General features: G+C 64.2%; 17 protein-coding genes. 11 read left to right on the top strand and 6 right to left on the bottom strand.

The genetic code is table 11. The annotated features are described in order from the left end of the window. Positions 1–171: 171 nt before the first annotated feature. On the top strand, positions 172–399 hold the full coding sequence (locus tag PQQ53_RS12105) for a hypothetical protein (RefSeq protein ID WP_408324214.1): 228 nt from the start codon (positions 172–174) through the stop codon (positions 397–399). A gap of 389 nt (positions 400–788) precedes the next feature. Here the strand turns inward: PQQ53_RS12105 and PQQ53_RS12100 are convergent, their stop codons facing one another. From PQQ53_RS12100 to PQQ53_RS12090, 3 genes are all read right to left on the bottom strand, one after another. Further along, on the bottom strand, positions 789–1,061 hold the full coding sequence (locus PQQ53_RS12100; protein ID WP_408148319.1) for an oxidative damage protection protein: 273 nt from the start codon (positions 1,059–1,061) through the stop codon (positions 789–791). Between the two features lie 42 nt (positions 1,062–1,103). Next, a complete protein-coding gene (gene argA / locus PQQ53_RS12095) occupies positions 1,104–2,492 on the bottom strand; it encodes an amino-acid N-acetyltransferase (RefSeq protein ID WP_408148321.1) in 1,389 nt (462 codons plus the stop codon). 92 nt (positions 2,493–2,584) lie between these two features. Then, entirely contained in the window at positions 2,585–3,007 is a 423-nt protein-coding gene (locus PQQ53_RS12090) for a hypothetical protein (RefSeq protein WP_408324213.1), read from the bottom strand. A gap of 225 nt (positions 3,008–3,232) precedes the next feature. Between PQQ53_RS12090 and hrpA the strand changes: the two genes are divergently transcribed. After that, positions 3,233–7,186: an ATP-dependent RNA helicase HrpA gene (hrpA, locus tag PQQ53_RS12085; RefSeq protein WP_408324211.1), complete on the top strand. Its 3,954-nt coding sequence runs from the start codon at positions 3,233–3,235 to the stop codon at positions 7,184–7,186. A gap of 330 nt (positions 7,187–7,516) precedes the next feature. On the opposite strand, the gene PQQ53_RS12080 is transcribed toward hrpA, so the two are convergent. After that, on the bottom strand, positions 7,517–10,738 hold the full coding sequence (locus PQQ53_RS12080; protein ID WP_408324209.1) for a YadA family autotransporter adhesin: 3,222 nt from the start codon (positions 10,736–10,738) through the stop codon (positions 7,517–7,519). Between the two features lie 703 nt (positions 10,739–11,441). Between PQQ53_RS12080 and PQQ53_RS12075 the strand changes: the two genes are divergently transcribed. The 4 genes from PQQ53_RS12075 to PQQ53_RS12060 all read left to right on the top strand — a co-directional run bounded on the left by PQQ53_RS12075 (position 11,442) and on the right by PQQ53_RS12060 (position 15,365). Next, positions 11,442–12,458: a YVTN family beta-propeller repeat protein gene (locus tag PQQ53_RS12075; RefSeq protein ID WP_408324207.1), complete on the top strand. Its 1,017-nt coding sequence runs from the start codon at positions 11,442–11,444 to the stop codon at positions 12,456–12,458. A gap of 60 nt (positions 12,459–12,518) precedes the next feature. After that, complete coding sequence (locus PQQ53_RS12070; protein ID WP_408156340.1) at positions 12,519–13,520, top strand: sterol desaturase family protein; 1,002 nt, start codon at positions 12,519–12,521, stop codon at positions 13,518–13,520. A 147-nt stretch (positions 13,521–13,667) separates the two neighbouring features. Beyond that, on the top strand, positions 13,668–14,501 hold the full coding sequence (locus PQQ53_RS12065; RefSeq protein WP_408324206.1) for an EI24 domain-containing protein: 834 nt from the start codon (positions 13,668–13,670) through the stop codon (positions 14,499–14,501). Positions 14,502–14,531: 30 nt separating this feature from the next. Further along, positions 14,532–15,365 carry a competence/damage-inducible protein A gene (locus tag PQQ53_RS12060; protein ID WP_408156337.1) on the top strand — a complete coding sequence of 278 codons (834 nt, stop codon included), beginning with the start codon at positions 14,532–14,534 and terminating at the stop codon, positions 15,363–15,365. A gap of 308 nt (positions 15,366–15,673) precedes the next feature. On the opposite strand, the gene PQQ53_RS12055 is transcribed toward PQQ53_RS12060, so the two are convergent. Then, a complete protein-coding gene (locus tag PQQ53_RS12055; RefSeq protein WP_408143955.1) occupies positions 15,674–16,138 on the bottom strand; it encodes a rhodanese-like domain-containing protein in 465 nt (154 codons plus the stop codon). Positions 16,139–16,162: 24 nt separating this feature from the next. Between PQQ53_RS12055 and PQQ53_RS12050 the strand changes: the two genes are divergently transcribed. The 5 genes from PQQ53_RS12050 to PQQ53_RS12030 all read left to right on the top strand — a co-directional run bounded on the left by PQQ53_RS12050 (position 16,163) and on the right by PQQ53_RS12030 (position 23,185). Then, positions 16,163–16,585 (top strand): hypothetical protein, encoded by a 423-nt coding sequence (locus tag PQQ53_RS12050; RefSeq protein WP_408324205.1) that lies wholly within the window; start codon positions 16,163–16,165, stop codon positions 16,583–16,585. Next, positions 16,578–17,993 (top strand): type I glutamate--ammonia ligase, encoded by a 1,416-nt coding sequence (gene glnA, locus PQQ53_RS12045; RefSeq protein ID WP_408143959.1) that lies wholly within the window; start codon positions 16,578–16,580, stop codon positions 17,991–17,993. Before PQQ53_RS12050 ends, glnA begins: the two co-directional genes overlap by 8 nt. Positions 17,994–18,193: 200 nt before the next feature. Then, positions 18,194–19,336 (top strand): nitrogen regulation protein NR(II), encoded by a 1,143-nt coding sequence (glnL, locus tag PQQ53_RS12040; RefSeq protein WP_408143961.1) that lies wholly within the window; start codon positions 18,194–18,196, stop codon positions 19,334–19,336. 35 nt (positions 19,337–19,371) lie between these two features. After that, positions 19,372–20,889 (top strand): nitrogen regulation protein NR(I), encoded by a 1,518-nt coding sequence (ntrC, locus tag PQQ53_RS12035; RefSeq protein WP_408143963.1) that lies wholly within the window; start codon positions 19,372–19,374, stop codon positions 20,887–20,889. A 139-nt stretch (positions 20,890–21,028) separates the two neighbouring features. Further along, positions 21,029–23,185: a prolyl oligopeptidase family serine peptidase gene (locus tag PQQ53_RS12030; RefSeq protein ID WP_408324203.1), complete on the top strand. Its 2,157-nt coding sequence runs from the start codon at positions 21,029–21,031 to the stop codon at positions 23,183–23,185. Positions 23,186–23,247: 62 nt separating this feature from the next. Here the strand turns inward: PQQ53_RS12030 and xth are convergent, their stop codons facing one another. Then, positions 23,248–24,024, bottom strand: coding sequence for an exodeoxyribonuclease III (xth, locus tag PQQ53_RS12025; RefSeq protein ID WP_408143967.1), 777 nt, complete (start codon positions 24,022–24,024; stop codon positions 23,248–23,250). Positions 24,025–24,281: the final 257 nt, after the last annotated feature.

Below are 24,281 nucleotides of genomic sequence, written 5' to 3'. Positions count from 1 at the left end.
GAAGGGTCGTTTCGCGAACAAGGCGATGACTGTTCCGCCGCCGGGACCGGCAACGCAGTAGAGGGCGCAAAAGAAAAACAGAACGCCCGTGCCTCGCGAGACATGTCGCGAAAAAACACTCGTCTAGATTGTGCTGACTGTTGCGCCTGCGTGGCCGTGGAAGGGGGGCAGGTGCATGAGGACGCCGGGTGGCTGGAAGCTGGCCCGCGCGCCGCTGGAAGGCTTGAAACGAAAAAGGCCGGTTGCTTTATTCGCCGCTCATGGCAAGAGCTGAAACGGAGAAACGACCGACGAGCCTTCTTGTATATAAAACTGTTCGACTCAGCATGGAACGCGCAGCGCGCCACGATGAAACGAAATGTCAATGAAGGTGAATTGCTGTTTGAACGACGCACATGATAGCACGATGGCGGACGATCGCGCAAACCTGGTGGCCGAAGGGTGCCTTGCGAGGGCGCTCGATCCCTTGACGGGCGGGGGATTGCGGCGGATTCGGGCGGTTCGTCAACGCACCCTGAAAACGGTAGGAAATGAACCGTTTCGATCATTTTCAGGTTGGCGCCTACGGGAAAAATGGGCGGCCAGAAGTGCCGGGATGGGTGGCGACAACGGCGCGAATCGTGCCAAAAAGAGGCCGATAAGCCCTCGCAATGAAGCGGTCAAGGTCGCGAGGTGTCGCCAAAGGCAGCAAGCGGAGCCACGCAAGCCCGCAAAGGGCGAAAAAAATCCGCGTTCGCGGCGCGGATTTTTTCATCGATGCGTGCGGCTCACGCCGCTACGACGGTGTCTCAAGCCGACGGCGGCACGTAACCCTGCGCGGTATCCGCGCCTTCGCCGAAGAAGAACTTTTCGGTCTGCTTCATCAGATATTGGCGCGCGCGCGGGTCGGCCATGTTCAGACGGTTTTCGTTGATCAGCATGGTTTGCTGCTTCAACCACGCTTGCCACGCTTCCTTCGAAATGCCTTCGTAGATCCGCTTGCCGAGTTCGCCGGGCAGCGGCGGGAAATCGAGACCTTCGGCTTCCTTGCCGAGCTTGGCGCATTGAACCATACGAGTCATGCTGTGCTTCTCCTGTAATCGATATGTGGGGCTGGGCGCCGCTCAGAGCTGCTTCATCAGCACGAGCGACTTGCGCTGCCAGTTATAGAGTCTGCGGCGGTCTTCAGGCAGATCGTCGACCGTGACCTTGACGAAGCCGCGCTTGAGGAACCAGTGTTCGGTGCGCGTGGTGAGCACGAAAATGCGCGTGAGGCCGCGAGCCCGCGCGCGCTGCTCGATGCGTTTGAGCAGACGCTCGCCGTCGCCGGTGCCTTGCGCTTCGGGCGCGACCGTCAGGCACGCCATTTCGCCGATGCGCTCCTGCGGATACGGATACAGCGCCGCGCAGCCGAACAGCACACCATCGTGCTCGATCACCGAGAAATGGTCGATGTCGCGCTCGATCTGGTGACGGCCGCGCCGCACCAGCGTGCCGTCCGATTCGAGCGGCTCGATTAGCGAAAGAATGCCGCCGACATCATCCGGCGTGGCTTCGCGCAGGCTTTCGAGGTTCTCGTACGAGATCATCGTGCCGACGCCGTCGTGCAGGAACAGTTCGAGCAGCAGGCTGCCGTCGAGCGCGTAGGGGATGATGTGCGCCCGCGCGACGCCGCCGCGGCATGCGCGGATCGAATGCTTCAGGTAGAAGCCCGCGTCGCCGGTGACTTCGCCGCTTTCGTGCAGCTTGTACGCGTCGTCGAGCGACAGTTCGCGGACCAGTTCGGGACCGTCTTCGCCGGCTTCCATCAGGCCCGGCGTTTCGGTCAGGAACACGATCTTGTCGGCGCGCAGCGCGATGGCCGCAGCCGAGGCCACGTCTTCCATCGCGAGGTTGAACGCCTCGCCGGTGGGCGAGAAGCCGAGCGGCGAGAGCAGCACCAGCTTGCGGCTCGCGAGCGAATGGCGGATCGAATCCGCGTCGATCTTGCGCACCACGCCGGTGTGCGCGAAGTCGACGCCGTCCAGAATGCCGACCGGCCGCGCCGTCACGAAGTTGCCCGAGACCACGCTGATGTGCGCGTGCGCCATCGGCGTGTTCGGCAAGCCCTGGCTGATCGCCGCCTCGATGTCCAGACGCACTTCGCCGGCCGCTTCTTTCGCGGACTCCAGCGCGCGCGCATCGGTGATGCGCATGCCGTGCGAGAACTCCGACTCCACGCCATGCAGGCTCATCTGCTCTTCGACCTGCGGCCGCGAGCCATGCACCAGCACGATCTGGATGCCCATGGCCTGCAGCAGCGCGATGTCGGACACCAGCGCATTCAGGAGCCCCTGATGCACCACCTCGCCGCCGAAACCGACGACGAACGTCTTGTTCCGGAACGCATGGATATAGGGGGCGACTGAACGCATCCAGTCGACGAATTGCGCATGCTGTGCGAGGTTTTCCGTTGTTCCGGCGGGGGCCGGAACGCTCGCGGGCGCGGGGACGAGGTCGGTTTGGGAATTCATGCCGGGGATTATAATGCGCCCCCATGTCGAATGTACCCAAAAGTCCCGCTGCGGCGAACGAGAATCCGGCGCCGGCCGCCGATCCGATGAACTCAGGCGACGCGCAGCGCCGTCCAGCGCAGGACACCGAGCCCAACACGCCGCACGCGGCGCGCGAATCGCGTCGTGCGGCGCAGGTCGCGCAGCCGTCGGCGCAGAAAAAAAATCCGCCGCGTGAGGGTGATGGCCCGCGTGCGCAGGATGATGGCGGCAGTGGCATGTCGCAAGCCGCGCGGGCGGATGAAGGCCGGAGTCCGGGCCACGGTCGGGAGCACAAGCAGGAACACGCGGATCGTGTGGAGAATGTGCCGCAAGGCCAACGGCCCGGGCGTGGTGACGGGCAGCGTGGGCAGTCCGCGCGCGCTGCGGGAGCGAATCAGGGGCGGCGTGGCGGCGAGCAGCGCCCGCCATCGGCACGTGCGCCGGGTTCGGACCAACCGCGGCGCGGCGACGAGCAGCGCGGACAGCCTTCTCATGCGGCGGGTCCAGCTCAGGATACGCGCGGCGACGCCCGCGCGGACCAGCCAAGCCGCGGGCCGGCGCAAGGCGGCGCGCCGCGGCGCGAATCCGGAGCGCCCGCGCAAAAGTCACAGCAAGCCGCTGGTCGCGACCGCAACACTGGCAGCCGTGAGCCACGGGCAGCGAACGAAGCACGCGAACCGCGCCCGACGCGCGAATCACGCCCGCCGCGCGCGCAGCGCGTGGTCGAACCGAACCCGATTCCGCCGATCACCTTCCCCGAAGCGCTGCCGGTCTCCGGCCGCCGCGACGAGATCGCCAAGGCAATTGCAGAGAACCAGGTGGTGATCGTGTCGGGCGAAACCGGCTCCGGCAAAACCACCCAGTTGCCGAAAATCTGCCTCGCGCTGGGGCGCGGTCTCGGCGCGGGCGGCTCGGGGCTGATCGGCCACACGCAGCCGCGCCGGATCGCTGCGTCGGCGACCGGGCGGCGTATTGCCGAAGAGCTCGGCACGCCGTTCGGCGAAGTGGTCGGCTACAAGGTGCGCTTTACCGACAACCTGTCGCCGGGCGCATCGGTCAAGCTGATGACCGACGGCATCCTGCTCGCCGAAACGCAGACCGATCCGCTGCTCAAGGCGTACGACACGCTGATCATCGACGAAGCGCACGAACGCAGCCTGAACATCGATTTTCTGCTTGGCTATCTGAAGGAAATTCTCGCGAGGCGCCCCGATCTGAAGTTGATCGTGACCTCGGCGACCATCGACGCCGACCGCTTCGCGCGCCACTTCGGCAGTGAGGAGAAGCCCGCGCCGGTGATCGAGGTGAGCGGGCGGCTCTATCCGGTCGAGGTGCGCTACCGGCCCGTTGTCGAGGACAGCCCGGCGGTGAAGGCCGCTCAGGGTACGTCGTCGGGATCCTCGTCCGCGCGCGGCGACAGGCCGAAGACCCAGCGCGAAACCGACCGCGATCTGATGGACGCGATCGTCGATGCCGTCGACGAACTGTGCCGCGAAGGCCCCGGCGACGTGCTGGTGTTCCTGCCCGGCGAGCGTGAGATCCGCGACGCCGCCGAGGCGCTGCGCAAGCATCACCCGCCGCATACGGAAATTCTGCCGCTGTTTGCGCGGCTGTCCGCGGCCGAACAGGAGCGCGTGTTCCGCACCTCGAACGCGCGCCGCATCGTGCTCGCAACCAACGTCGCCGAAACCTCGCTAACGGTGCAGGGCATCCGTTACGTGGTCGATACTGGCCTCGCACGCGTGAAGCGCTATTCATACCGCAACAAGGTCGAGCAGTTGCAGGTCGAGTCGATTGCGCAGTCCGCAGCCAACCAGCGGGCGGGGCGCTGCGGCCGGGTCGCCGATGGCGTGTGCATTCGCCTCTACGAGGAAAGTGATTTCCAGGGCCGCGTGCGCTTCACCGATCCGGAGATTCTGCGTTCGTCGCTGGCGTCGGTGATTTTGCGGATGAAGTCGCTGCATCTGACGGCGATCGAAACTTTCCCGTTCATCGAGCCGCCGCCGGGCCGCGCGATCGCCGACGGCTATCAACTGCTCAACGAACTCGGCGCGGTCGACGACGACAATCAGCTCACGCCGCTCGGCCGCGAACTCGCGCGCCTGCCGCTCGATCCACGCGTCGGCCGGATGATTCTGGCCGCGCGCGATCAGCAGGCGTTGAAGGAAGTGCTGATCATCGCGAGCGCGTTGTCGGTGCAGGACCCGCGTGACCGGCCGATCGAAGCGCAGGAGCAGGCCGACCAGGCGCATCGCCGTTTCGCCGACGAGCGCTCGGAGTTTTTGCAGTGGCTGAAAATCTGGAACTGGTTCGAAGAAGCGATCGCGCACAAGAAGTCGAACAAGCAGTTGCACGAGGAATGCCGCAAGAACTTCCTGTCGCAACTGCGGCTGCGTGAATGGCGCGACGTGCACTCGCAACTGCTGACGGTGGTGCGCGAGCACGGCTGGCGTCTGAACGAGGCGGAAGCGACTTTCGAGCAGATCCATCTCGCGCTGCTGACGGGGCTGCTCGGCAATATCGGCCTGAAAGCCGACGATGAGCCGTATTACCTCGGCGCGCGCGGCATCAAGTTCTATCTGTGGCCGGGCTCGGCGCTGGTGAAGAAGGCGGGCAAGTGGGTGATGGCCGCCGAACTGGTGGAGACGAGCCGTCTGTACGCACGCTGTATTGCAAAGATCGAGCCGGAGTGGGTGGAGAAGATCGGCGCACATCTGCTGAAGAAGTCGCTCTCCGAGCCGCACTGGGAAAAGCGCGCGGCGCAGGTGTCGGCGTTCGAGCGTGCGATGCTGTACGGTCTGCCGATCTATCACCGGCGGCGCGTGAGCTTTGGCAAACAGGACCCGGCGCGCGCGCGCGAGTTGTTCATTCGCGGCGCGCTGGTCGAAGGCGAGTTCGATACGAAGCTGGCGTTCTTTGCGCACAACCGCAAGTTGCTCGCCGATATCGAGCAGTTGGAACACAAGTCGCGGCGCCAGGACGTGCTGGTCGACGACGAACTGATTTTCGCGTTCTACGATCAGGCGTTGCCCGATGGCATTTACACGGGCGCGTCGTTCGAGCGCTGGTATCGCGACGAGGTGAAAAAGAGCGGCCAGCCGGAAGACAAGCTGCGCCTGCTGTATCTGTCGCGCGACGATCTGATGCGGCACGAGGCCGCCGGCGTGACGACCGATCTGTTCCCGAAACGGATGACGATGTCGGGCGTCGAGATGGCGCTCACCTATCACTTCGAGCCCGGTACGCCCCGCGACGGCGTGACGCTCGCCGTGCCGCTCTATGCGCTGAATCAGGTGGACGCGCGGCGCTGCGAGTGGCTCGTGCCCGGCATGCTGAAAGAGAAGACGCAACTGCTGCTGAAGTCGCTGCCGCAGAAATTGCGGCGGCATTGCGTGCCGCTGCCGGAATTCGCGGCGGGCTTCGTCGAGCGGCACAGTGGGCCGCGTTTCGGTGCGGGCACGTTGCTGGAGTCGCTGATCGCCGATATTCGCGAGCAGACCCAGGTCGCGATGAAGCAGGCGGACTTCAAGCTCGAAACCTTGCCGCCGCATCTGTTCATGAACTTCAAGGTCGTGGATGAGCACGGGCGGCAGCTTGCGATGGGCCGCAATCTGTCGCAACTGCGCGCCGAACTCGGCGGGCAGGCGCAGCAGCATTTCCAGAAGATCGCGTCGAGTGCGGCGGGTGCGGCGTTGGCGGATGCGGGGGGCGGCGGTGTGGCGACGCCTTCGCAAGGAGCGGGGGCGGCTGGCGCGGCGCAGCGCGGCAAGGGCGCGACGGGTCCGCAAACCACAACGCCGGACGGTGCGGCGGGCACGGCGCTGTATGAAAAACTGACCACCTGGAATTTCGGCAAGCTCCCTGAATTGCTCGAGATTCGCCGGGGCGGCCAGACGCTATTCGGCTACCCGGCGCTGGTGGATCGCGGCACCCATTGCGATGTCGAAGTGTTCGATTCGCCGGATGAAGCCGCGCGGATTCATCGCGCGGGATTGCGCCGGCTTTTCGCGTTGCAGCTGAAGGAGCCGATCAAGTATCTGGAGAAGAATATGCCGGGCCTGCGTGAAATGGCGATGCAGTTCATGCCCCGCGGCACGCAGGAAGAACTGCGCGATCAACTGATCGACACCGCGCTTGATCGCGCCTGTCTTCAGAACCCGCTGCCGGACGACGAGCTCAGTTTCCACACGCGACGCGACGAGGGGCGTAGCCGCCTGACGCTGCTGGCCCAGGAAATCGCGCGGCTGGTCGGACAGATTCTCGGCGAATACGCGAGCGTGACGAAAAAGCTGGTGCAGGCGAAGTCGTTCGCGGCCGCGCATGCCGACATGCAGAATCAGCTGGATGGACTGATCGGCAAGCGCTTCGTGGTCGATACGCCGTACACCCAGTTGGCGCACTTTCCGCGCTACCTGAAAGGGATGGCGCTGCGCATCGACAAGCTGAAGGCGGACCCGCCGCGCGACGCCCGGCAGTTCGCCGAGTTTGCCCCGCTGTTGCAGAACTATCAGCGTGCGGTGGCGCAGCGGGGCGGTGTGCTCGATCCGCGCTTGTCGGAGTTTCGCTGGTTGTTGGAAGAGTTGCGGATATCGCTCTTCGCTCAGGAGTTGCGTACGCCGATGCCGGTTTCGGTGAAGCGCTTGTATAAGGTTTGGGAGTCGATGCAGCGGTGAGGGTTGTGTGTTGGGTGGTCGTTGCTGAGGAAGTGTGGGGGCGGGGCGCTACGGATGCGTCCGTTGCGTGCCGGTGATGCGCAGTACACTCCTGTCGGCTTCGGCTTCGGCTTCGGCTTCGGCTCTCCATCGTCGAGGCGGATGCTGTTGTGTTTGTGTGAGGCCGTGGGCCCGCCCGGGTCAGGCAATGCGTGAGGTCATGCCTTGTGAGAATGACGTCCCGCCACAAAGGGCGCGGGCGTTTTAACCCGCGCTCGACATGACCACGCAACCACGCTGAAACCATCACAGCGGCTGGTCCTTGAAGCGGACCGGCTCCATGACCTCCACCTACCAGTGCACGCCTGCACCGATCGACGCGCCAAACTCGCCGCGCGAGTCCGTACTCGCTTGCAGCTTGTAAGCCCACGTTCCCTTTTCCGACATCTGCGACATGCCGATGGCCAAGGCCGACTGGCCGCCATACGTGCCGCCCGCCATCGCGAACATGCCGCGACCCGGCAGGACTGCCTGCGGTAAGCCTGCTATCGCCAACGCGGACGCAGTGCCGCCGTATCCGTCACGTCGGGCCGAGCGGATCTGATCGTCGGTGTAGCGGTTCGCCTGACTGAGCACGCCGCCCACGGTCTGCTGTAACTGATTGACGTTGACTGCGTCGGTGCCTTGCACCCCGGCTGCGACATTGATGATCTGGCGTTCCTGACCCGCCGTGCCCACCGACACCGTATCCGCACGGTCCGCGACCGAGCCGTGACCCAACGCGACCGAATTGTCCGCACTCGCATGCGCTGCCGCGCCAAGCGCGATTGCGTTACTTCCGCTGGCACTCGCACTCGCACCGATGGCGGTCGCACTTGCGCCCGTGGCCCGCGCGTTCGCGCCCGCCGCGATCGAGTGCGCGCCCGACGACACTGCGCTTTCGGTTTCTCGACTGCCTTCCGCGCTGATGAACGGGTTCGCCTCATTGGCCACGGCGTTGTTGACCATACCATTGACGACAGCGTTCAACTGACCGAGGTTGACTGCGTCAGATGCATCCACGCCATTGGCGACGTTGTGGATGGCAGTGCCGCCGTTCGATGCGTCGTTGCCCAGTGTGACGCTGTTGCGATTGAGACTGCCGTCGGCGTTCTTGTCGTACATCAGCGCGCCGTCGAGTTTTGTGGCGGTCGCTTCGTCCTGATCGCTGATCGTTTTCAACTGAGCGACGTTGACCGCGTCGGTGTCAGCGGTGCCGGCGGCAACGTTGTGAATCACGGTGCCACCGCCTGCCGCATCGCCTGCGAGAGTGAAGCTGTTGTGGTTGATGCTGCCGTCGGCGTTCTTGTCATATATCAGCGCGCCTTCGAGTTTTGTAGCAGTGGCCGTGGTCTGATCGCTTACCGTGTTCAACTGGGCGACGTTGACCGCGTCGTTGTCGGCGATACCCGCAGCGACGTTGTGAATCACGGTGCCACCACTTGCTGCACTGCCGCCGAGTGTGACGCTGTCGTGGTTCACGCTGCCGTCGGCATTCTGGTCGTACATCAGTGCGCCGTCGAGTTTTGCGGCATTAGCCTTGCCCTGATCGCTGACTGTATTCAATTGGGCAACGTTGACCGCATCCGTGGCAGCGGTGCCGTCGGCGACGTTGTGAATGACGGTACCGTTGCCCGCCGCATCGCCTGCGAGTGTGACGCTGTCCCGGTTGACACTGCCGTCGGCGTTCCGGTCGTACATCAACGCTCCGTCGAGTCTTGTGGCGGTGGCATTGCTCTGATCGCCGACCGTGTTCAACTGGGCGACATTGACCGCGTCAGTGTCGGCGGTGCCGGCGGCAACGTTGTGGATGACTGTGCCGCCGTTTGCGGCGCTGCTCCCGAGCGTAACGCTGTCCCGGTTGATGCTGCCGTCGGCATTCTGGTCATACATCAACGCGCCGTCGAGTCTTGTGGCGTTGGCATTGCTCTGATCGTTGACTGTTTTCAATTGAGCGACATTGACCGCGTCGGTGTCAGCGGTGCCGGCGGCAACGTTGTGAATCACGGTGCCGTCACTTGCGGCAGTGCCGCCGAGTGTGACGCTGGCGTGGTTCACACTGCCGTCGGCGTTCCGGTCGTACATCAGCGCGCCGTCGAGTTTCGTTGCGGTCGCCTCGCCTTGGTCGCTGACCGCTTTCAACTGGGTGACATTCACCGCATCGGTATCGGCGGTGCCGGCAGCGACGTTCGTAATCTGGCGCTCCTGGCCGACCGAGCCTACCGACATCGTGTTCGCCCGCTCGGCCAGCGAATCCCGGCCAATCGCGACGGCGTTGTCCGCGGTAGCAGACGCGCCGTAGCCGAGCGCGACACCTGCGTCGCCGACGACGGCCGAGTGCGCGCCGATGACAGTCGCGTTCGAGGCACCAGCAACGGCCGACGCGCCTATCGCCGTGGCATCTGCCTCACCGGCAACCGCACCCGCCCCGATCGACGTAGCGTTCGGCGCGTCTGCCACGGCATTCGCGCCGAAGGCCGCCGAGCCCGTGCCGCCCGCGCGGGCCCTGGCGCCGACCGCTGCCGCATCGGCGCCAGTGGCAGTAGCGCCAGCCCCCGCCGCGAGGGCATAGGCGCCCGTCGCGACGGCGTCATCGGAACCGTCGACGCCGCCTTCGGCTTTGAAGTAGCGCTGCGTACCGCTTCGGGCAATCGCATCGACCTTGCCGTCGATCCCGCTCAACTGGCTGACATTGACCGCGTCGGTCGGCAGCGCGCCAGCCGCGACGTTCGTCAGGCGACGTTCGTTGCCCGTCGAACCGAGCGAAACTTCGCCCGCTGGATCGGGAGCCGCGATCAAGCGGGCGCCGAGGCCGACCGGAGCATAAGCGGGCTGTGTCAGGTCGGCAGTGGTGGTGGAGTTGGCACCCAACGCGACGCTATTCGCAGCGCTGGCAGTGGCGTGGTTGCCGAGCGCGATCCCGTCGACGCCGCTGACGCTCGCGCGGTTGCCGAGCGCCACGCTGCCGTCAGCCGCCGCCGATGCCAGACTGCCGCCGGCGAAGGCTGCGCTGCCCTGCGTTTGCGCGCCGTAGCCTACTGCGGTGGAGGCGGAGCCGGAAGCTGTCGACAGTGCGCCGAATGCGGAAGCGGCCGCGTCCGTTGCGGTGGCCCCCGAGCCAGACGAGATGGAATCGAGGCCCGTTGCGACCGCGTTCAAGCCGACTGCGGTTGCACGGTCGTTCAGCGCGCTGGCGTTCAGGCCCGCTGCCATTGCGCCGGCGCCGAGCGCCCGCGTGCCCGCCCCCACCGAAGTGGCACCGCTGCCTTGTGCATTGGCGTTCAGGCCGACTGCATTGGCGCCGTCTCCTTGCGCATTGGCATTCGAACCGGCGGCCATCGCGGCGTTGCCCTGCGCTCGGGCTTGCGCGCCTAGCGCAATTGAGCTGGAGCCCGGTGCGCTCGCCTGCTTGCCTACCGCGATGGCGAAGTCGCCCGAGGCATCGGCTGCCGAACCTGACTCGATCGCATCCGCGCCCGCAGCGAACGCCGACGCTCCACTCGCAAAAGCCGCGGCGGTGAGTACGGCGTGCACGATGGCTTTCTTTCGCGCCGCCGCGCGATTCTTCCCGAAGTCTGCAGGCCCGGAGACAACCGGCGCCGCGTGCGCCGCTGCGCACCAGGTCATTGAAATACGTTCATTCATCGTGTGAGAACCTCCACGTTATTGTGCGAGTGGACGGCGGCGCGTGACTGAAGGTAATTGATCGGGTTCATTGCCCTGATCAATCGCTAAAAATACGAGGAAAAATAGCGGCTCCTTTTTGCGCTCGTGCTTTTATGCCTTTTCACGCCCGAAACTCCGCGCCACGACCGATGGGTCGACGGGAATGCGCGTCGCGGCGAGGAGTGTTGAATTATCTGGTCCGTAGCCCAGGTTGGGGTATCAGCAAAATCTTAAATGGGTGAAGTGAATAATCTGTATAAATTAATCGGGATTATTTTTATCTGCCAATGGATAAAATAAGGAGTGGTCTGATTCTCTCTGATAGTTGGTTATCGGGCTTTGCGATTATTTAAATATCTGGCCGAATGGGATAGGTCGCAAATCGTCTCAACCCGGATACGCAATATCCCTGCATTCAAAAACCGTTTCCCGTTGCGCTGCGCCCGTTCGTTCCGAGCGCCGCCGCGCTTGCTCACGCCCCTTACTTTCAGCACGCCGCGTATCGACCTACGTCAACCGCTGACGCCGGCAAACGTTCTACAATGACCGTTGTTCTCCGAAGTGAGTTTTCATGCGTAAATTTTTTCTTCCCGGCTTGACTGCCACGTTCGCCGCAAGCGCGGCGCTGGTCGCCGCCGCAGGCTTTTTTTCTCCCGCGGCTTACGCGAACAACGTGATCGTGCTCAATTCCGGTGAAGCCACGCTGAGCCTGATCGACGAGACCACCCGCCAGGTCATCGGCACGGTGCCGACGGGCAAGGAGCCGCATCACCTGATGGCCACGCCGGACAATTCATCGCTGATCGTCGCCAACTCGGTGTCGAACAATCTGATGTTCGTCGATCCGAAGTCGGGTCAGGTGCAGCGCTGGGTCGAGAACATCGAAGATCCGTATCAGATCGGTTTTTCGCCCGACCGCAAGTGGCTCGTCACCACCGGTCTGCGTCTGGACCGTCTCGACATCTATCACTACGACCAGAAGAACCAGATGACGCTGGCCTCGCGTCTGCCGCTCGCGGTCATGCCGAGCCACATGGCATTCACGAACGACAGCAAGACGGTGTTCGTCACGCTGCAGGTGTCGGGCGAACTGGCCGCGATCGACTTGCCTACGCAAACCGTGAAGTGGAAGATGAAGGTGGGCAAGGTGCCGGCGGGCCTGTGGATGACACCGGGCGAGAAGTATCTGCTGGTCGGCATGACCGGCGCGGATTACGTCGCGGTGGTCGACTGGCGCAACCAGAAGGTCGTCAAGACCATCCCGACGGGCAAGGGCGCGCATAATTTCCGTTCGCTGGCCGACGGCAAGCACGTCGCGGTGTCGAACCGCGTGGCGAGCACGATCAGCATCATCGACGAGGACACGCTCACCAACGTCGGCGACATCACCGGTTTGATGCCGGGGCCGGACGACATGGAACTCTCGGCCGACAAACGCTATCTATGGGTGACGTTCCGCTTCGCGAAGCATATCGGCATCATCGACCTGAGCACGCGCAAGCTGATCCAGACGATCGCGGTGGGCCGTTCGCCGCACGGCATCTATTTCTTCAATCGCGCGCCGGTGACGGCGCCGAACGGCGCATAAAGCCGGCGCCATGCCGCACGCAACGCGAGTCACGACGGATGAGGTAACCAGGCCAGCATCATGTTCCATCTGATTTTTTCTTCGCTCGACAGCTTCGTGTCAGCCATGCAGACGCTGCTGTATGTCGACGTGGTGCAGCCGCTGCTGTTCCGCTTCGACCTGATGGACTACGACGAGGACACCTACGACAGCCTGTACTGGGTGATCGTGGGCGTGCTCGAGGTGCTGGCGATGTACGCGATCCTGCGCCCGCTCGAAGCGCTGCGTCCGGTGGAGCAGTGGGAGAGCCGCAAGGCGGTGCGCATCGACGTGCTGTACACGTGGATCGCCAAGCTCGGCATCCTGAACCTGTTCTTTTTCTTCGCGCTGCAGCCGTTTTTCGACAACGTGCAGGGGTGGCTGCGGCTGCACAATATTTCGAATATCGAATTCGACAATCTGTGGCCCGGCGTCACTACGCAGCCGCTCGTCACGTTCGTGATGTACCTGCTGGTGCTCGATTTCGCGGGCTACTGGTATCACCGCTGGGAACACCGGATCGGCGTGTGGTGGGAACTGCACGCGGTGCATCACAGCCAGCAGCAGATGTCGCTGTGGTCCGACGACCGCAACCATCTGCTCGACGATCTGCTGCAGGCATCGTTCTTCGCGGTGATCGCGCTGGTGATCGGCGTGCCGCCGTCGCAGTTCGTCGTGCTGGTCGCGATCACGAACCTCGCGCAAAGCGTGCAGCACGCGAACATCCGTCTGTACTTCGGCTGGCTCGGCGAGCGGCTGCTGGTCAGCCCGACGTTCCATCGCCGTCATCACGCCATCGGTTACGCTCACGCGGGGCTGCAGTACGGCTGCAATTTCGGCGTGCTGTTTCCGTGGTGGGACATGCTGTTCCGCAGCGTCTCCTGGAGCCGCGAGATGGAGCCGACCGGCATCAGCGATCAACTCGAAGGCCGCCGCTATGGCGACGGTTTCTGGGCGCAGCACTGGCTTGCGTTCGTACGCATCGCCGCCAGGCTGACGTCGAAACGTCGCCCGGGTGAACGCAACGACGCAGCCGCTGTCTGAGCCGCCTTTCCCGCATGCCGCCGGTTTCCCCGGCCGCGCTTCCCGTGGTTTATCCTGTGCACGTTTGCGCACGCGTTCGCGGCCCGCTGGCCGGTGCGCCGGGCGCTTCGCCTGATTCCTCCGTTTCGCTCACCGACACAGGCTCGCATGAATGATCTGTTGCGCTCGTTCGGGCGCGCGCTTGCCAGCGCGCTCCACCCGCGCATGCTCTGGCTGACCTTCAAGCCGTTTCTCGCGGCTACGGTCGGTTGGGGCGTGATCCTCTGGTTTTTCTGGCAGACGCTGGTCGGCGGCACCCGGCTCTGGCTCGATAACTGGTCGTTTACGGTCACGCTTTATCGTCTGTTCGACTGGCTCGGCTTTTCGGCGCTGCATGCGGCAATCGCGCCGTTCATCGTGATTGCGATGGCGATTCCGCTGATCGTCGTCACGGTGTTGCTGCTGATCGCCACGCTGTCGATGCCCGCGGTGATCCGTTTCCTGTCCGCGCGCCAGTTTCCGGCTCTGGAAATGCGGCGCGGCGGAACATGGTACGGTAGCCTCGGCCAGGCGTTGTGGACCACGCTGGTGTGTCTGCTGCTGCTGATCGTTACGTTGCCGCTGTGGCTCGTACCGCCGTTCTTCGCGCTGATTCCGCCGCTGTTGTGGGGCTGGCTGACCTATCGCGTGATGAGCTACGATGCGCTCGCATTGCACGCGACGCGCGACGAGCGGCGCGCACTGGTGCGCCGGTTCCGGTTGCCGCTGCTGTTGATCGGCATCGCGAGCGGCCTGCTGGGGTCGCTGCCGACGCTGCTGTGGGCGTCGTCGGTCTGGCTGATCGTGCTGTTCCCGGTGATCACCGCGATGACGATCTGGATCTACGCGTTCATCCTCGTGTTTTCGGCGTTGTGGTTCGGCTATTACTGTTTGCGCGCGCTGCAACGCATGCGCACGGAAGAGCATGGCGGCGTGCGTCAGACGGCGCCGGTTCCTTATTGACTGGTATTGATCAAGCAAAAAGAGGCGGCAATGGCATTTGGCGTCATCATCATCGGCGATGAAATCCTGTCGGGCAGGCGTGTCGACAAGCATCTGCCGAAGGTCATCGAGTTGCTGGGCGCGCGCGGTCTGTCGCTCGGCTGGGCGGAGTACATCGGCGACGACCCCGAGCGCATCACGGCGACGCTGCGGCGCACGTTCGCCACGGGCGACATCGTGTTCTCCACGGGCGGCATCGGCGCCACGCCGGACGACCACACGCGCCAATGCGCGGCGGCCGCGCTCGGCGTACCGCTGGAACTGCATCCGGAAGCCGCGAAGCTGATTCAGGAGCGCATCCGCGACATGTATCCGGTGAACGCGGCGGCGCCGCTCGATCTGGACTCGCCGGAAAACCAGCATCGGCTGAATATGGGCACGTATCCCCAGGGCGCGTCGATCATTCCGAACGGCTACAACAAGATTCCCGGCTTCTCGATCAGGCATCATCATTTCGTGCCGGGCTTCCCGGTCATGGCGTGGCCGATGATCGAGTGGGTGCTGGATACGCAGTACGCGCACCTGCACCACGCGACGCCGCATGCGGAAAAGTCGTTGCTGGTGTTCGAACTGCCGGAATCGCGCATTACGCCCCTGATGGAAAAAATCGAAAGCGATTTTCCGGGCGTGCGAGTGTTCAGCCTGCCGAGCGTCGGCGATGCGGAACGCGGCGGCGTATATGCGCGCCATCATATCGACCTGGGCGTGAAGGGCGAGCCGGAAGCCGTGGCGGCTGCGTTCGTGAAGCTGCGCGAGGGCGTGCACCTGTTGGGCGGCGATATCGTCGAGCCCGAGTCGATTCCGGCGGCGAAGCCGCGCGGCTGAGGCACGGCATGTGGCGGGCGGGGCTGCGGTTCGAGGCTGCCCGCGCCGCAGCGGTTACTCGGCCTTACCAGGCAGCCGGCGTGTGCGCGGCCGGCTGATTCGATCGAGGCCGGCTCACATCATCGGCCTGACACATTAAGCGCCGACGATGTGTCCGTGATGACACGGTGGCCGACCTGATGGTTGATCACGTGAAGACGCCGCGTGCCTGCTGCTCAACGGAAGCGGCCGGCGGCAGCCAGTCCCAGTCAAGCCGCAAGCTGGCGCAGCCCGCTTCTTCGCCGACCCGCTCCGTCCCCGCTCCATCATTACGCGCCGATCCACGGCAATCCGCGAAAGCACCAGCCCGAGACCGTCTTCCGATGCCCCTGGCTGTCCTTGTCGCCTTCGAAGCCTTCCAGCAGGTCGTACGCTTTCGTGAAGCCGGCTTGCGTCGCGGCAATCGCGGCGAGCTTCGAGCGCGCGGCGCTGCGGCACAGAAACAGTACCGGCGTATCGTGCGACGCGACCTGGTTCAGTTGCGCAATGAATTCCTGATTCGGCACCGCGCCCGGGTAGCGCGTCCATTCCACGTGCGTGTATTGCCCGTCGCCGATGACCGGCCGGCCGACCCAATCGAGTTCGGCACGGGTGCGCACGTCGACGAGACGCGTGCTCGGATCGAGTTGCAGCAGTTCGAATGCCTCGGCGGGCGATACCGCGCCGGCGTAGGGCAGTTGGTTCTCGGTGCGGCGGGTATCCGCCTGGGCGTACAGCTGTTCGAGCGTGCTCATGAGCGCCAGTCTCCTTCGGACCAAATGATCATTCTAGCGCGCGGCGAGCGCGACGCACGCGCCGCCGGCCGGACGGGTTGGAGTGCTGGCTACCTAAAATTGCGCGCGCAATTACGGTGCATTTTTGTCGAAATGCACCAAAATAAGGATATCAAGGTATTTCAGGATATCGAACGCACTAATGTGGTGCGATGGCCTGTGCTCCAATATCAGGGCTGCATGCCGGCCGGTGCGTCTATTCCCCGTCACCGCGCGCGCAGTATCGATTTGCGCCGCCTTGGCGCATACGTGGCACAGAAGCTGCTTTACTGGTGCCGATCGATTTGGCCCGGCAAGTTTTTCTGTTCATTCGTGGCGTTTGAGGGTGGACGCGCCGGGACGGGTCAGCTAGATTGGGCGGCGGCTGAATCCGCCGAATTCGTTAATCAGGAGATAGGTTATGAGTAAATCCGTGGCCGACGTCGTTCAACTCGTCAAAGACGAGGACGTCAAGTTTGTCGACTTCCGTTTCACCGACACGCGCGGCAAAGAGCAACACGTTTCGGTGCCGGTGTCGGCATTCGATGAAGACAAGTTCGAAAGCGGCCATGCGTTTGACGGTTCGTCGATTGCCGGCTGGAAGGGCATCGAAGCATCGGACATGTTGCTGGTCCCGGACGCGAACACGGCGTTCATCGACCCGTTCTACGAAGAATCGACCCTCGTGCTGACCTGCGACGTCGTCGAACCGGCTGACGGCAAGGGCTATGAGCGCGACCCGCGCTCGCTCGCGAAGCGCGCTGAAGCGTACCTGAAGAGCACGGGCCTGGGCGACACCGCCTTCTTCGGTCCGGAACCGGAATTCTTCATTTTCGATTCGGTCCAGTGGAGCACGGACCAGTCGGGCTGCTTCATCAAGATCGGTTCGGAAGAAGCACCGTGGTCGTCGGCGAAGGAATTCGAAGGCGGCAACACCGGCCACCGTCCGGGCACGAAGGGCGGCTACTTCCCGGTCGCTCCGGTCGACACGTTCCAGGACATCCGTTCGGAAATGTGCCTGTTGCTCGAACAGATCGGCATTCCGGTCGAAGTGCACCACCACGAAGTCGCGGGCCAGGGCCAGAACGAAATCGGCACGAAGTTCTCGACGCTGGTGCAACGCGCTGACTGGCTGCAGCAGATGAAGTACATCATCCACAACGTCGCGCACACGTATGGCAAGACGGCGACGTTCATGCCGAAGCCGGTCGTCGGCGACAACGGTTCGGGCATGCACGTTCACCAGTCGATCTGGAAGGACGGCCAGAACCTGTTCGCAGGCAACGGCTACGCAGGTCTGTCGGAATTCGCGCTGTTCTACATCGGCGGCATCATCAAGCATGCCCGCGCGCTGAACGCGATCACGAACCCGGGTACGAACTCGTACAAGCGTCTCGTGCCGCACTTCGAAGCACCGGTCAAGCTGGCCTACTCGGCACGCAACCGTTCGGCTTCGATCCGTATTCCGCACGTGTCGAACCCGAAGGGCCGTCGTATCGAAACGCGTTTCCCGGATCCGCTGGCGAATCCGTACCTGTGCTTCTCCGCGCTGATGATGGCGGGTCTGGACGGCGTGCAGAACAAGATTCACCCGGGCGAAGCCGCCGACAAGAACCTGTACGACCTGCCGCCGGAAGAGGATGCAAAGATCCCGACCGTGTGCGCCGGCCTCGACCAGGCGCTGGACTCGCTCGACGCGGACCGCGAATTCCTGACGCGCGGTGGCGTGTTCACGGACTCGATGCTCGACGCGTACATCGAACTGAAGACGGGCGAGCTGCAACGCTATCGTCAGTCGGTGCACCCGATCGAATTCGAAATGTACTACTCGCTGTAAGCGGCCATGGCGCTTCGCCCTTCACCCGGCGAAGCGCTTTGCCCGACGCTCGCGATCGGTCACGAAGGGACGGCGGCGCCGTCCCTTTTTCGTTAGGCCGCGCATCATTTTCGCGAGTCGCTTTTGCGTTGCTCGGGTAGTGAGCAACACAAAAGCGGCATACCTGATTTTTCACCATCTCCTACCGGCCAGACTGCAAGATGGTTCTCAAGAATCTGATCAAGGCAAGGAAAGGGCACGAGCAGTCGCTCTCGGACGATGCGCAACTCGTGAGTTCCGGTTTGCTGCCGGGCTTCGAGACGCTGCCGACCGTCGTGCTGGTGCTCGACAAGCGAACGCTGCGCGTCGCGTTCGCGAACCCGTCGGCGGAGTCGATGCTGGAAATGTCGCGCAGGCAGCTGACGCAGATGACGTGGCCGGACATCTTCTCGAATGCGGACGAACTGGTCGCGACCATCACCGCGATCGCCGCGCACCGTTTTCACGCGACGCATCTGGACGCCGTGCTCGAGCGCCCCGGTCATGAACCGCTGCATGTGCATGCGATCGTCGGCTTCCTGGAGAGCGCGCAGGACTACGTGCTGCTCGAACTGTTCGAGAACGAGCGGCATCTGCGTACCGATCGTGAAGAACGCATCAACGACCTCACCGCGGTCAACAAGCAACTGATCCGCAATCTCGCGCACGAAATCAAGAATCCGCTCGGCGGGATTCGCGGCGCGGCGCAACTGCTCGAGTTCGAACTCGGCGAGCGTCAGCGCGACGAATTGCGCGAGTACACGCAGGTGATCATCAAGGAGTCGGACCGGCTGCAAACGCTGGTCGACCGCTTGCTGGAACCGCACCGTCATCCGCACATCGTCGGCGACGTGAACATTCACGAAGTGTGCGAGCGCGTGCGCCAGGTGATTCTCGCGGAGTTTCCGCGCGGCCTCACCATCGAGCGCGACTACGACGTGAGCGTGCCCGACCTGCGCGGCGACAAGGAGCAACTGATCCAGGCGCTCCTGAACATCGTGCGCAATGCGGCCGAAGCACTGCGCGAACGTATTTCGCAAGGCGATGCGCGGATCGAATTGCGCACCCGCATCGCGCGCAAGATCACGATCTCGAAACGCTTATGTAAGCTGGCACTGGACTTGCATATCATCGATAACGGCCCAGGCATTCCCGAGGAAATCCGTGACCGCATTTTCTATCCGCTCGTGTCGGGGCGCGAGGACGGCAGTGGTCTCGGTCTGACGCTCGCGCAGACGTTCGTGCAACAGCACGACGGTCTGATCGAAGTGGAAAGCCGGCCGGGCCACACCGAGTTTCAGATTTTGCTGCCGCTCGACTGCTAACCCCACACGCATTTCAAGACTTCTGACCGACCCATATGAAGCCGATCTGGATAGTAGACGACGATCAATCGATTCGCTGGGTGCTCGAAAAAGCGCTCGCCCGCGAAAACTTCGCGACTCGCAGCTTCGCGAACGTCCGTGAGGCCTCGGCCGCGCTCGATCACGACAGCCCGCAGGTGCTGGTGTCCGACATCAGGATGCCGGGCGGCTCCGGCCTCGAATTGCTGCAAACCGTACGCGACAAGGTGCCGGGCCTGCCCGTCATCATCATGACGGCGTTCTCGGATCTCGATAGCGCGGTTGCCGCGTTCCAGGGCGGGGCGTTCGAGTATCTCGCCAAACCGTTCGACGTGGACAAGGCGGTCGAACTGATCCGCCGCGCCGTCGACGAAAGCATGCGCGGCGAACAGCCGTGGGACGAGCGCGTCGCCGAAGCGCCCGAAATGCTCGGCCAGGCGCCGGCGATGCAGGACATGTTTCGCGCGATCGGCCGCCTGTCGCATTCCGCGGCCACCGTGCTCATTACCGGCGAATCAGGCACCGGGAAGGAACTGGTCGCGCGTGCGTTGCACCGACATAGCCCACGCGCGAACGGTCCGTTCATCGCGCTGAACACCGCCGCGATTCCGAAGGATCTGCTGGAATCCGAACTGTTCGGCCATGAGCGCGGCGCGTTCACCGGGGCGCAGGCGATGCGCCAGGGACGTTTCGAACAGGCCGAGAACGGCACGCTGTTTCTCGACGAAATCGGCGATATGCCGTTCGATCTGCAAACGCGTCTGTTGCGGGTGCTGTCGGACGGGCAGTTCTATCGCGTCGGCGGTCACAACCCGTTGCGCGCCAATGTGCGCGTGATCGCGGCGACGCACCAGAATCTCGAATCGCGCGTACGTCAAGGCCTGTTCCGCGAGGACTTGTATCACCGGCTCAACGTGATTCGCCTGCGCTTGCCCGCATTGCGCGAACGCAGCGAGGACATTCCGCTGCTCACGCGGCACTTCCTGCAGAAGAGCGCGCGCGATCTCGGTGTCGAATCGAAGCGCGTGTCGGAAGAAGCGCTCGCCTATCTCGCGTCGCTGCCGTTTCCGGGCAACGTGCGGCAGTTGGAGAATCTCGCCAACTGGCTCACGGTGATGGCGCCCGCGCAGACTATCGAGATCAAGGACTTGCCGCCTGACCTCGGTCCCGCACAAGCCGGCGTGAGCGATCTCACCGGCGGCGTGGCGGCTGGGGCAGGGACGGGCGACGAGGGCTTCGCCGGCAGTGCGCCGGTCAACGGCGCGAGCGCCGCGGCGCATCCGGCCGGCGCGGTGGGCACGCCGGTCGCGACCGCGGTGAGCGCGTGGGAAGGCGGCTTGCGCACCGAAGTCGCGCGGCTCTTGCGCGAAAACTCGGCAGACGTGATGGACGAACTCGCACGCCGTTTCGAAGCGGCGGTGATTCGCGAAGCGCTCGACTTCACGCGCGGGCGCAAGGTCGAGGCGGCGGAGCGCCTGGGCATCGGTCGCAATACCATTACGCGCAAGATTCAGGAACTCAATCTCGAGCCCTGAGCAAGGCGTCGTTGCAGCGGCGGGGCGGGGCGCGAGCCGCCTCGGCCTGCCGTTGCGGCGCAAGCCCGATATCGCCCGTTATCCGGGCCGCGGGTTCCCGCAAGGCATAATCAACGCTGTTTTCATTCGACAGCCGACGATGCCCGCTCCTCTGAACTCTCCCGCTTCCTTCTCCTGGCCGCTTTCCCCTGATCCGTTCCTGTCGCTCGAAGCACTCGACGACCCCGCTGCGCTCGCGTGGGTCGAACAGCAGAACACCCGCACGCGCGCTGCATGGTGTAGCGGCGCGCAATTCGAGTCGCTCAGGCAGCGGCTTGCCGATGCGTATCTGCCGCGTGAGCGTCCGGTGATTCCCGATCGGTGGAAAGACTGGGCTTACGATCTGTGGCAGGACGAGCGCAATCCGAAGGGCATCTGGCGGCGCACGACGTGGGCGGCATGGCGCAGCGGCGCGCCGGTCTGGCAGAACCTGCTCGATTTCGACGCGCTCGGCGCCGCTGAAGGCACGCCGTGGGTGTGCGTCGAACTCGACATTCTTTATCCGGACGGCGATCGCGCGCTGATCACGATGTCGCCGGGCGGATCGGACGCGCAGGTGGTGCGCGAGTTCGACATCGAGGCGCAGCGTTTCGTCGACGACGGCTTCGTGATCGCGAAGGCGGGCAAGCACACGGCGTCGTGGATCGATCGGGACACGCTGTACGTCGGCTGGGACAACGGCCGCAAGACGCTGACGCGCTCCGGCTATCCGCGCGACGTGCGGCGCTGGACGCGCGGCACCGCGCTCGCCGACGCGCCGGTGGTGTTCAGGGGCGCGTTCGGCGACATCGGCGTGGAGGCGCACTACGATCCGGTGGAGCGCCGCCATACCGTGGTGAGCAGCGTCGATTTTTTCGACTCGCACACGTATTACCTCGATAGCGCCGAGGGTGCTGATGTCGCCATCGACGCGTGGCGTCAGTACGACGTGCCCGCGCACGTCGCGGTGGGAGGCTGGCAAGGCTGGCTGCTGCTCGAACCGCGCCTCGACTGGGATAGCGATGGCGCACATTATCCGGGCGGCGCGTTGCTGGCGATCCGCGAGGACGCGTTTCTGCGCGGCGAGCGCGACGTGCTGCCGCTATTCATGCCGACGCCGCTGACCTCGGCCTGCGAGTGGACGCATACGCGCAATCACCTGATCGTGTCGTACCTCGACGACGTGCAGAACAAGACCTTGCTGTGGACACCGTCGCAAGACGCGGATCACGCATGGCATTGGCAGCAGCGCCTCTTTCCAGCACATGCCGACGCACAGGCCGACGTGTCGCCTGTCGAGCCGACGCTGAACGACGAAGTGTTCGTCGATACCGATGACTATCTGCAGCCGCCTGCGTACTGGCTGGCCGACCTCGCGCGGGAGAATCTGAGCGAGTGGGAATTGATCGACCGCTGGCCGACCCAGTTCGACGCGACGCGCTTCGCCGTCACGCGCGGGCATGCGGTGTCGGCGGACGGCACGCGGGTGCCGTATACGGTGATCGGGCCGCGCGCCGCGCAATCGTTCGACCCGTCGCATGAACCGCGCCCCTGCCTGTTGAGCGGCTACGGCGGCTTCGCGATTCCGCTTCTGCCGAGCTATCTGACCGGGCAGGGCATCGGTTGGCTGGAGCGCGGCGGCGTGTATGTGGTCGCGCATATTCGCGGCGGCGGCGAGTTCGGCACGCGCTGGCACACGGCGGCGCAGGGCGAGGAGCGCCAGCGCGCATTCGACGACTTCATTGCGGTCGCCGAGGCGCTCATCGACACCGGCGTGACGAGTGCCGCGCAGCTCGGCATTCAGGGCGGCAGCAACGGCGGTTTGCTGGTGGCGGCATGCATGGTGCAGCGTCCCGAGTTGTTTGGCGCGGTCGTGTGCGAAGTGCCTTTGCTCGATATGAGCCGCTATCACCTGCTGCACGCGGGCGCGTCGTGGATCGACGAATACGGCGACCCGGACGAACCCGATGAAGCGCGTGTGCTGGCCGCTTACTCGCCGTATCACCGCGTGTCGGCGGGTGTCGCGTATCCGCCCGTGCTGTTCACCACTTCGACCGCCGACGATCGCGTGCATCCCGGCCACGCGCGCAAGATGGCCGCGCGCATGCAGGCGCTCGGCGCGCCTCTCGCGGACAATGTCTGGTATCGGGAGAACACGGAAGGCGGGCACGGGGGCTCCGATGAACTGGAGCAGGCCGAGCATGACGCGATGGTCTTCGAATTCCTGTGGAGCGTGCTGGGCGTGGGCGGCTCCGCGCAGGCCGACACGGCGGTCTAGGGCGCACGCTGCGCGTGGTGCGAGGCGTTAGCGACGCGTCGCACCGTCGTCGAATCGGTGGCTCAGCCGAGCAGCGCGAAGACCGGCGCGTGATCGGACGGCTGTTCCCATTTGCGCGGCACCTTGTCGATGTCGCACGCCGAGCATGCGTCGGCCAGGGGCTTCGACAGCAGGATGTGGTCGATGCGCAGCCCCGCATTGCGGCGGAACGCCATCATCCGGTAGTCCCACCACGAGTAGATCTTCTCCGGCTGTTCGAACTGGCGGAACGCATCGAGCAGGCCGAGTCCGATCAGCCGCACGAACGCGGCGCGTTCTTCCGGCGAAACGAGGTTCTGGCCTTCCCATGCTTTCGGATCGTGCACGTCGCGATCTTCGGGCGCGATGTTGTAATCGCCGAGCAGCGCGAGCTTCGGATGCAGCGCCATTTCGCTTGCGATCCAGTCGTGCAGCGCCGCGAGCCAGCGCAGTTTGTACGCGAACTTGTCGGTGCCCGGCGCCTGGCCGTTCGGGAAGTACGCCGAGATGATGCGCACGCCTTCGATGGTGGCCGCGATCACGCGTTGCTGCGGATCTTCGAAGCCCGGGATGTTGCGCACGATGCTGCTTTCGTCGACGTCCAGCCCGTCGCGCACCAGAATGCCGACACCGTTATAGGTTTTCTGTCCGGCATACCAGCTCCGGTAGCCTTTCTCGGTGAGTTCGGCGCGCGGGAATTTCTCGTCAGGCAGCTTCAGTTCCTGGAGACACAGCACGTCGGTGCCGCTGGTTTCGAGCCAGTCGATCACGTGCTGCTGGCGGACTTTAAGAGAGTTGACGTTCCAGGTGGCGATTTTCATGACATTCTCACATTCTTGCGGGGCAAGGTTTCGCGGGGGCCTCGACCCCTCGTTTTACTCGAGCGCTCAGGTTTGCCGCGTGTCGCGCGGACGACGGCTATTCGACTCATCGCGCGGCTGACGTCGCGCTTGATTCCGCAGGCGATTCCAGTAGTCCCGCATCTTATCGCGCGAGAGCGGGGCCGGTGAAAATTGCCCGCGCGGCGCTGCAAAAATAAAAGCGCGATGGCGGGATGTCGCGGCGTATAGTGGGACCA

The sequence above is a fragment of the Paraburkholderia strydomiana genome (genome assembly GCF_046030495.1).
Lineage (GTDB): Bacteria > Pseudomonadota > Gammaproteobacteria > Burkholderiales > Burkholderiaceae > Paraburkholderia > Paraburkholderia strydomiana_A.
Note: the sequence above shows the minus strand (reverse complement) of the source record. Positions and strands in the feature narration are given on the sequence as shown.

Coding starts and splice junctions, on each gene's coding strand:
- PQQ53_RS12065 (WP_408324206.1), top strand. CDS start 13,668: ATGAATGATCTGTTGCGCTCGTTCGGGCGCGCGCTTGCCAGCGCGCTC.
- PQQ53_RS12060 (WP_408156337.1), top strand. CDS start 14,532: ATGGCATTTGGCGTCATCATCATCGGCGATGAAATCCTGTCGGGCAGG.
- PQQ53_RS12100 (WP_408148319.1), bottom strand. CDS start 1,061: ATGACTCGTATGGTTCAATGCGCCAAGCTCGGCAAGGAAGCCGAAGGT.
- ntrC (WP_408143963.1), top strand. CDS start 19,372: ATGAAGCCGATCTGGATAGTAGACGACGATCAATCGATTCGCTGGGTG.
- PQQ53_RS12090 (WP_408324213.1), bottom strand. CDS start 3,007: ATGAGAAGGCTGTCCGCGCTGCTCGTCGCCGCGCCGCGGTTGGTCCGA.
- PQQ53_RS12050 (WP_408324205.1), top strand. CDS start 16,163: ATGATCATTCTAGCGCGCGGCGAGCGCGACGCACGCGCCGCCGGCCGG.
- xth (WP_408143967.1), bottom strand. CDS start 24,024: ATGAAAATCGCCACCTGGAACGTCAACTCTCTTAAAGTCCGCCAGCAG.
- glnA (WP_408143959.1), top strand. CDS start 16,578: ATGAGTAAATCCGTGGCCGACGTCGTTCAACTCGTCAAAGACGAGGAC.
- PQQ53_RS12030 (WP_408324203.1), top strand. CDS start 21,029: ATGCCCGCTCCTCTGAACTCTCCCGCTTCCTTCTCCTGGCCGCTTTCC.
- PQQ53_RS12055 (WP_408143955.1), bottom strand. CDS start 16,138: ATGAGCACGCTCGAACAGCTGTACGCCCAGGCGGATACCCGCCGCACC.
- glnL (WP_408143961.1), top strand. CDS start 18,194: ATGGTTCTCAAGAATCTGATCAAGGCAAGGAAAGGGCACGAGCAGTCG.
- PQQ53_RS12075 (WP_408324207.1), top strand. CDS start 11,442: ATGCGTAAATTTTTTCTTCCCGGCTTGACTGCCACGTTCGCCGCAAGC.
- PQQ53_RS12070 (WP_408156340.1), top strand. CDS start 12,519: ATGTTCCATCTGATTTTTTCTTCGCTCGACAGCTTCGTGTCAGCCATG.
- argA (WP_408148321.1), bottom strand. CDS start 2,492: ATGAATTCCCAAACCGACCTCGTCCCCGCGCCCGCGAGCGTTCCGGCC.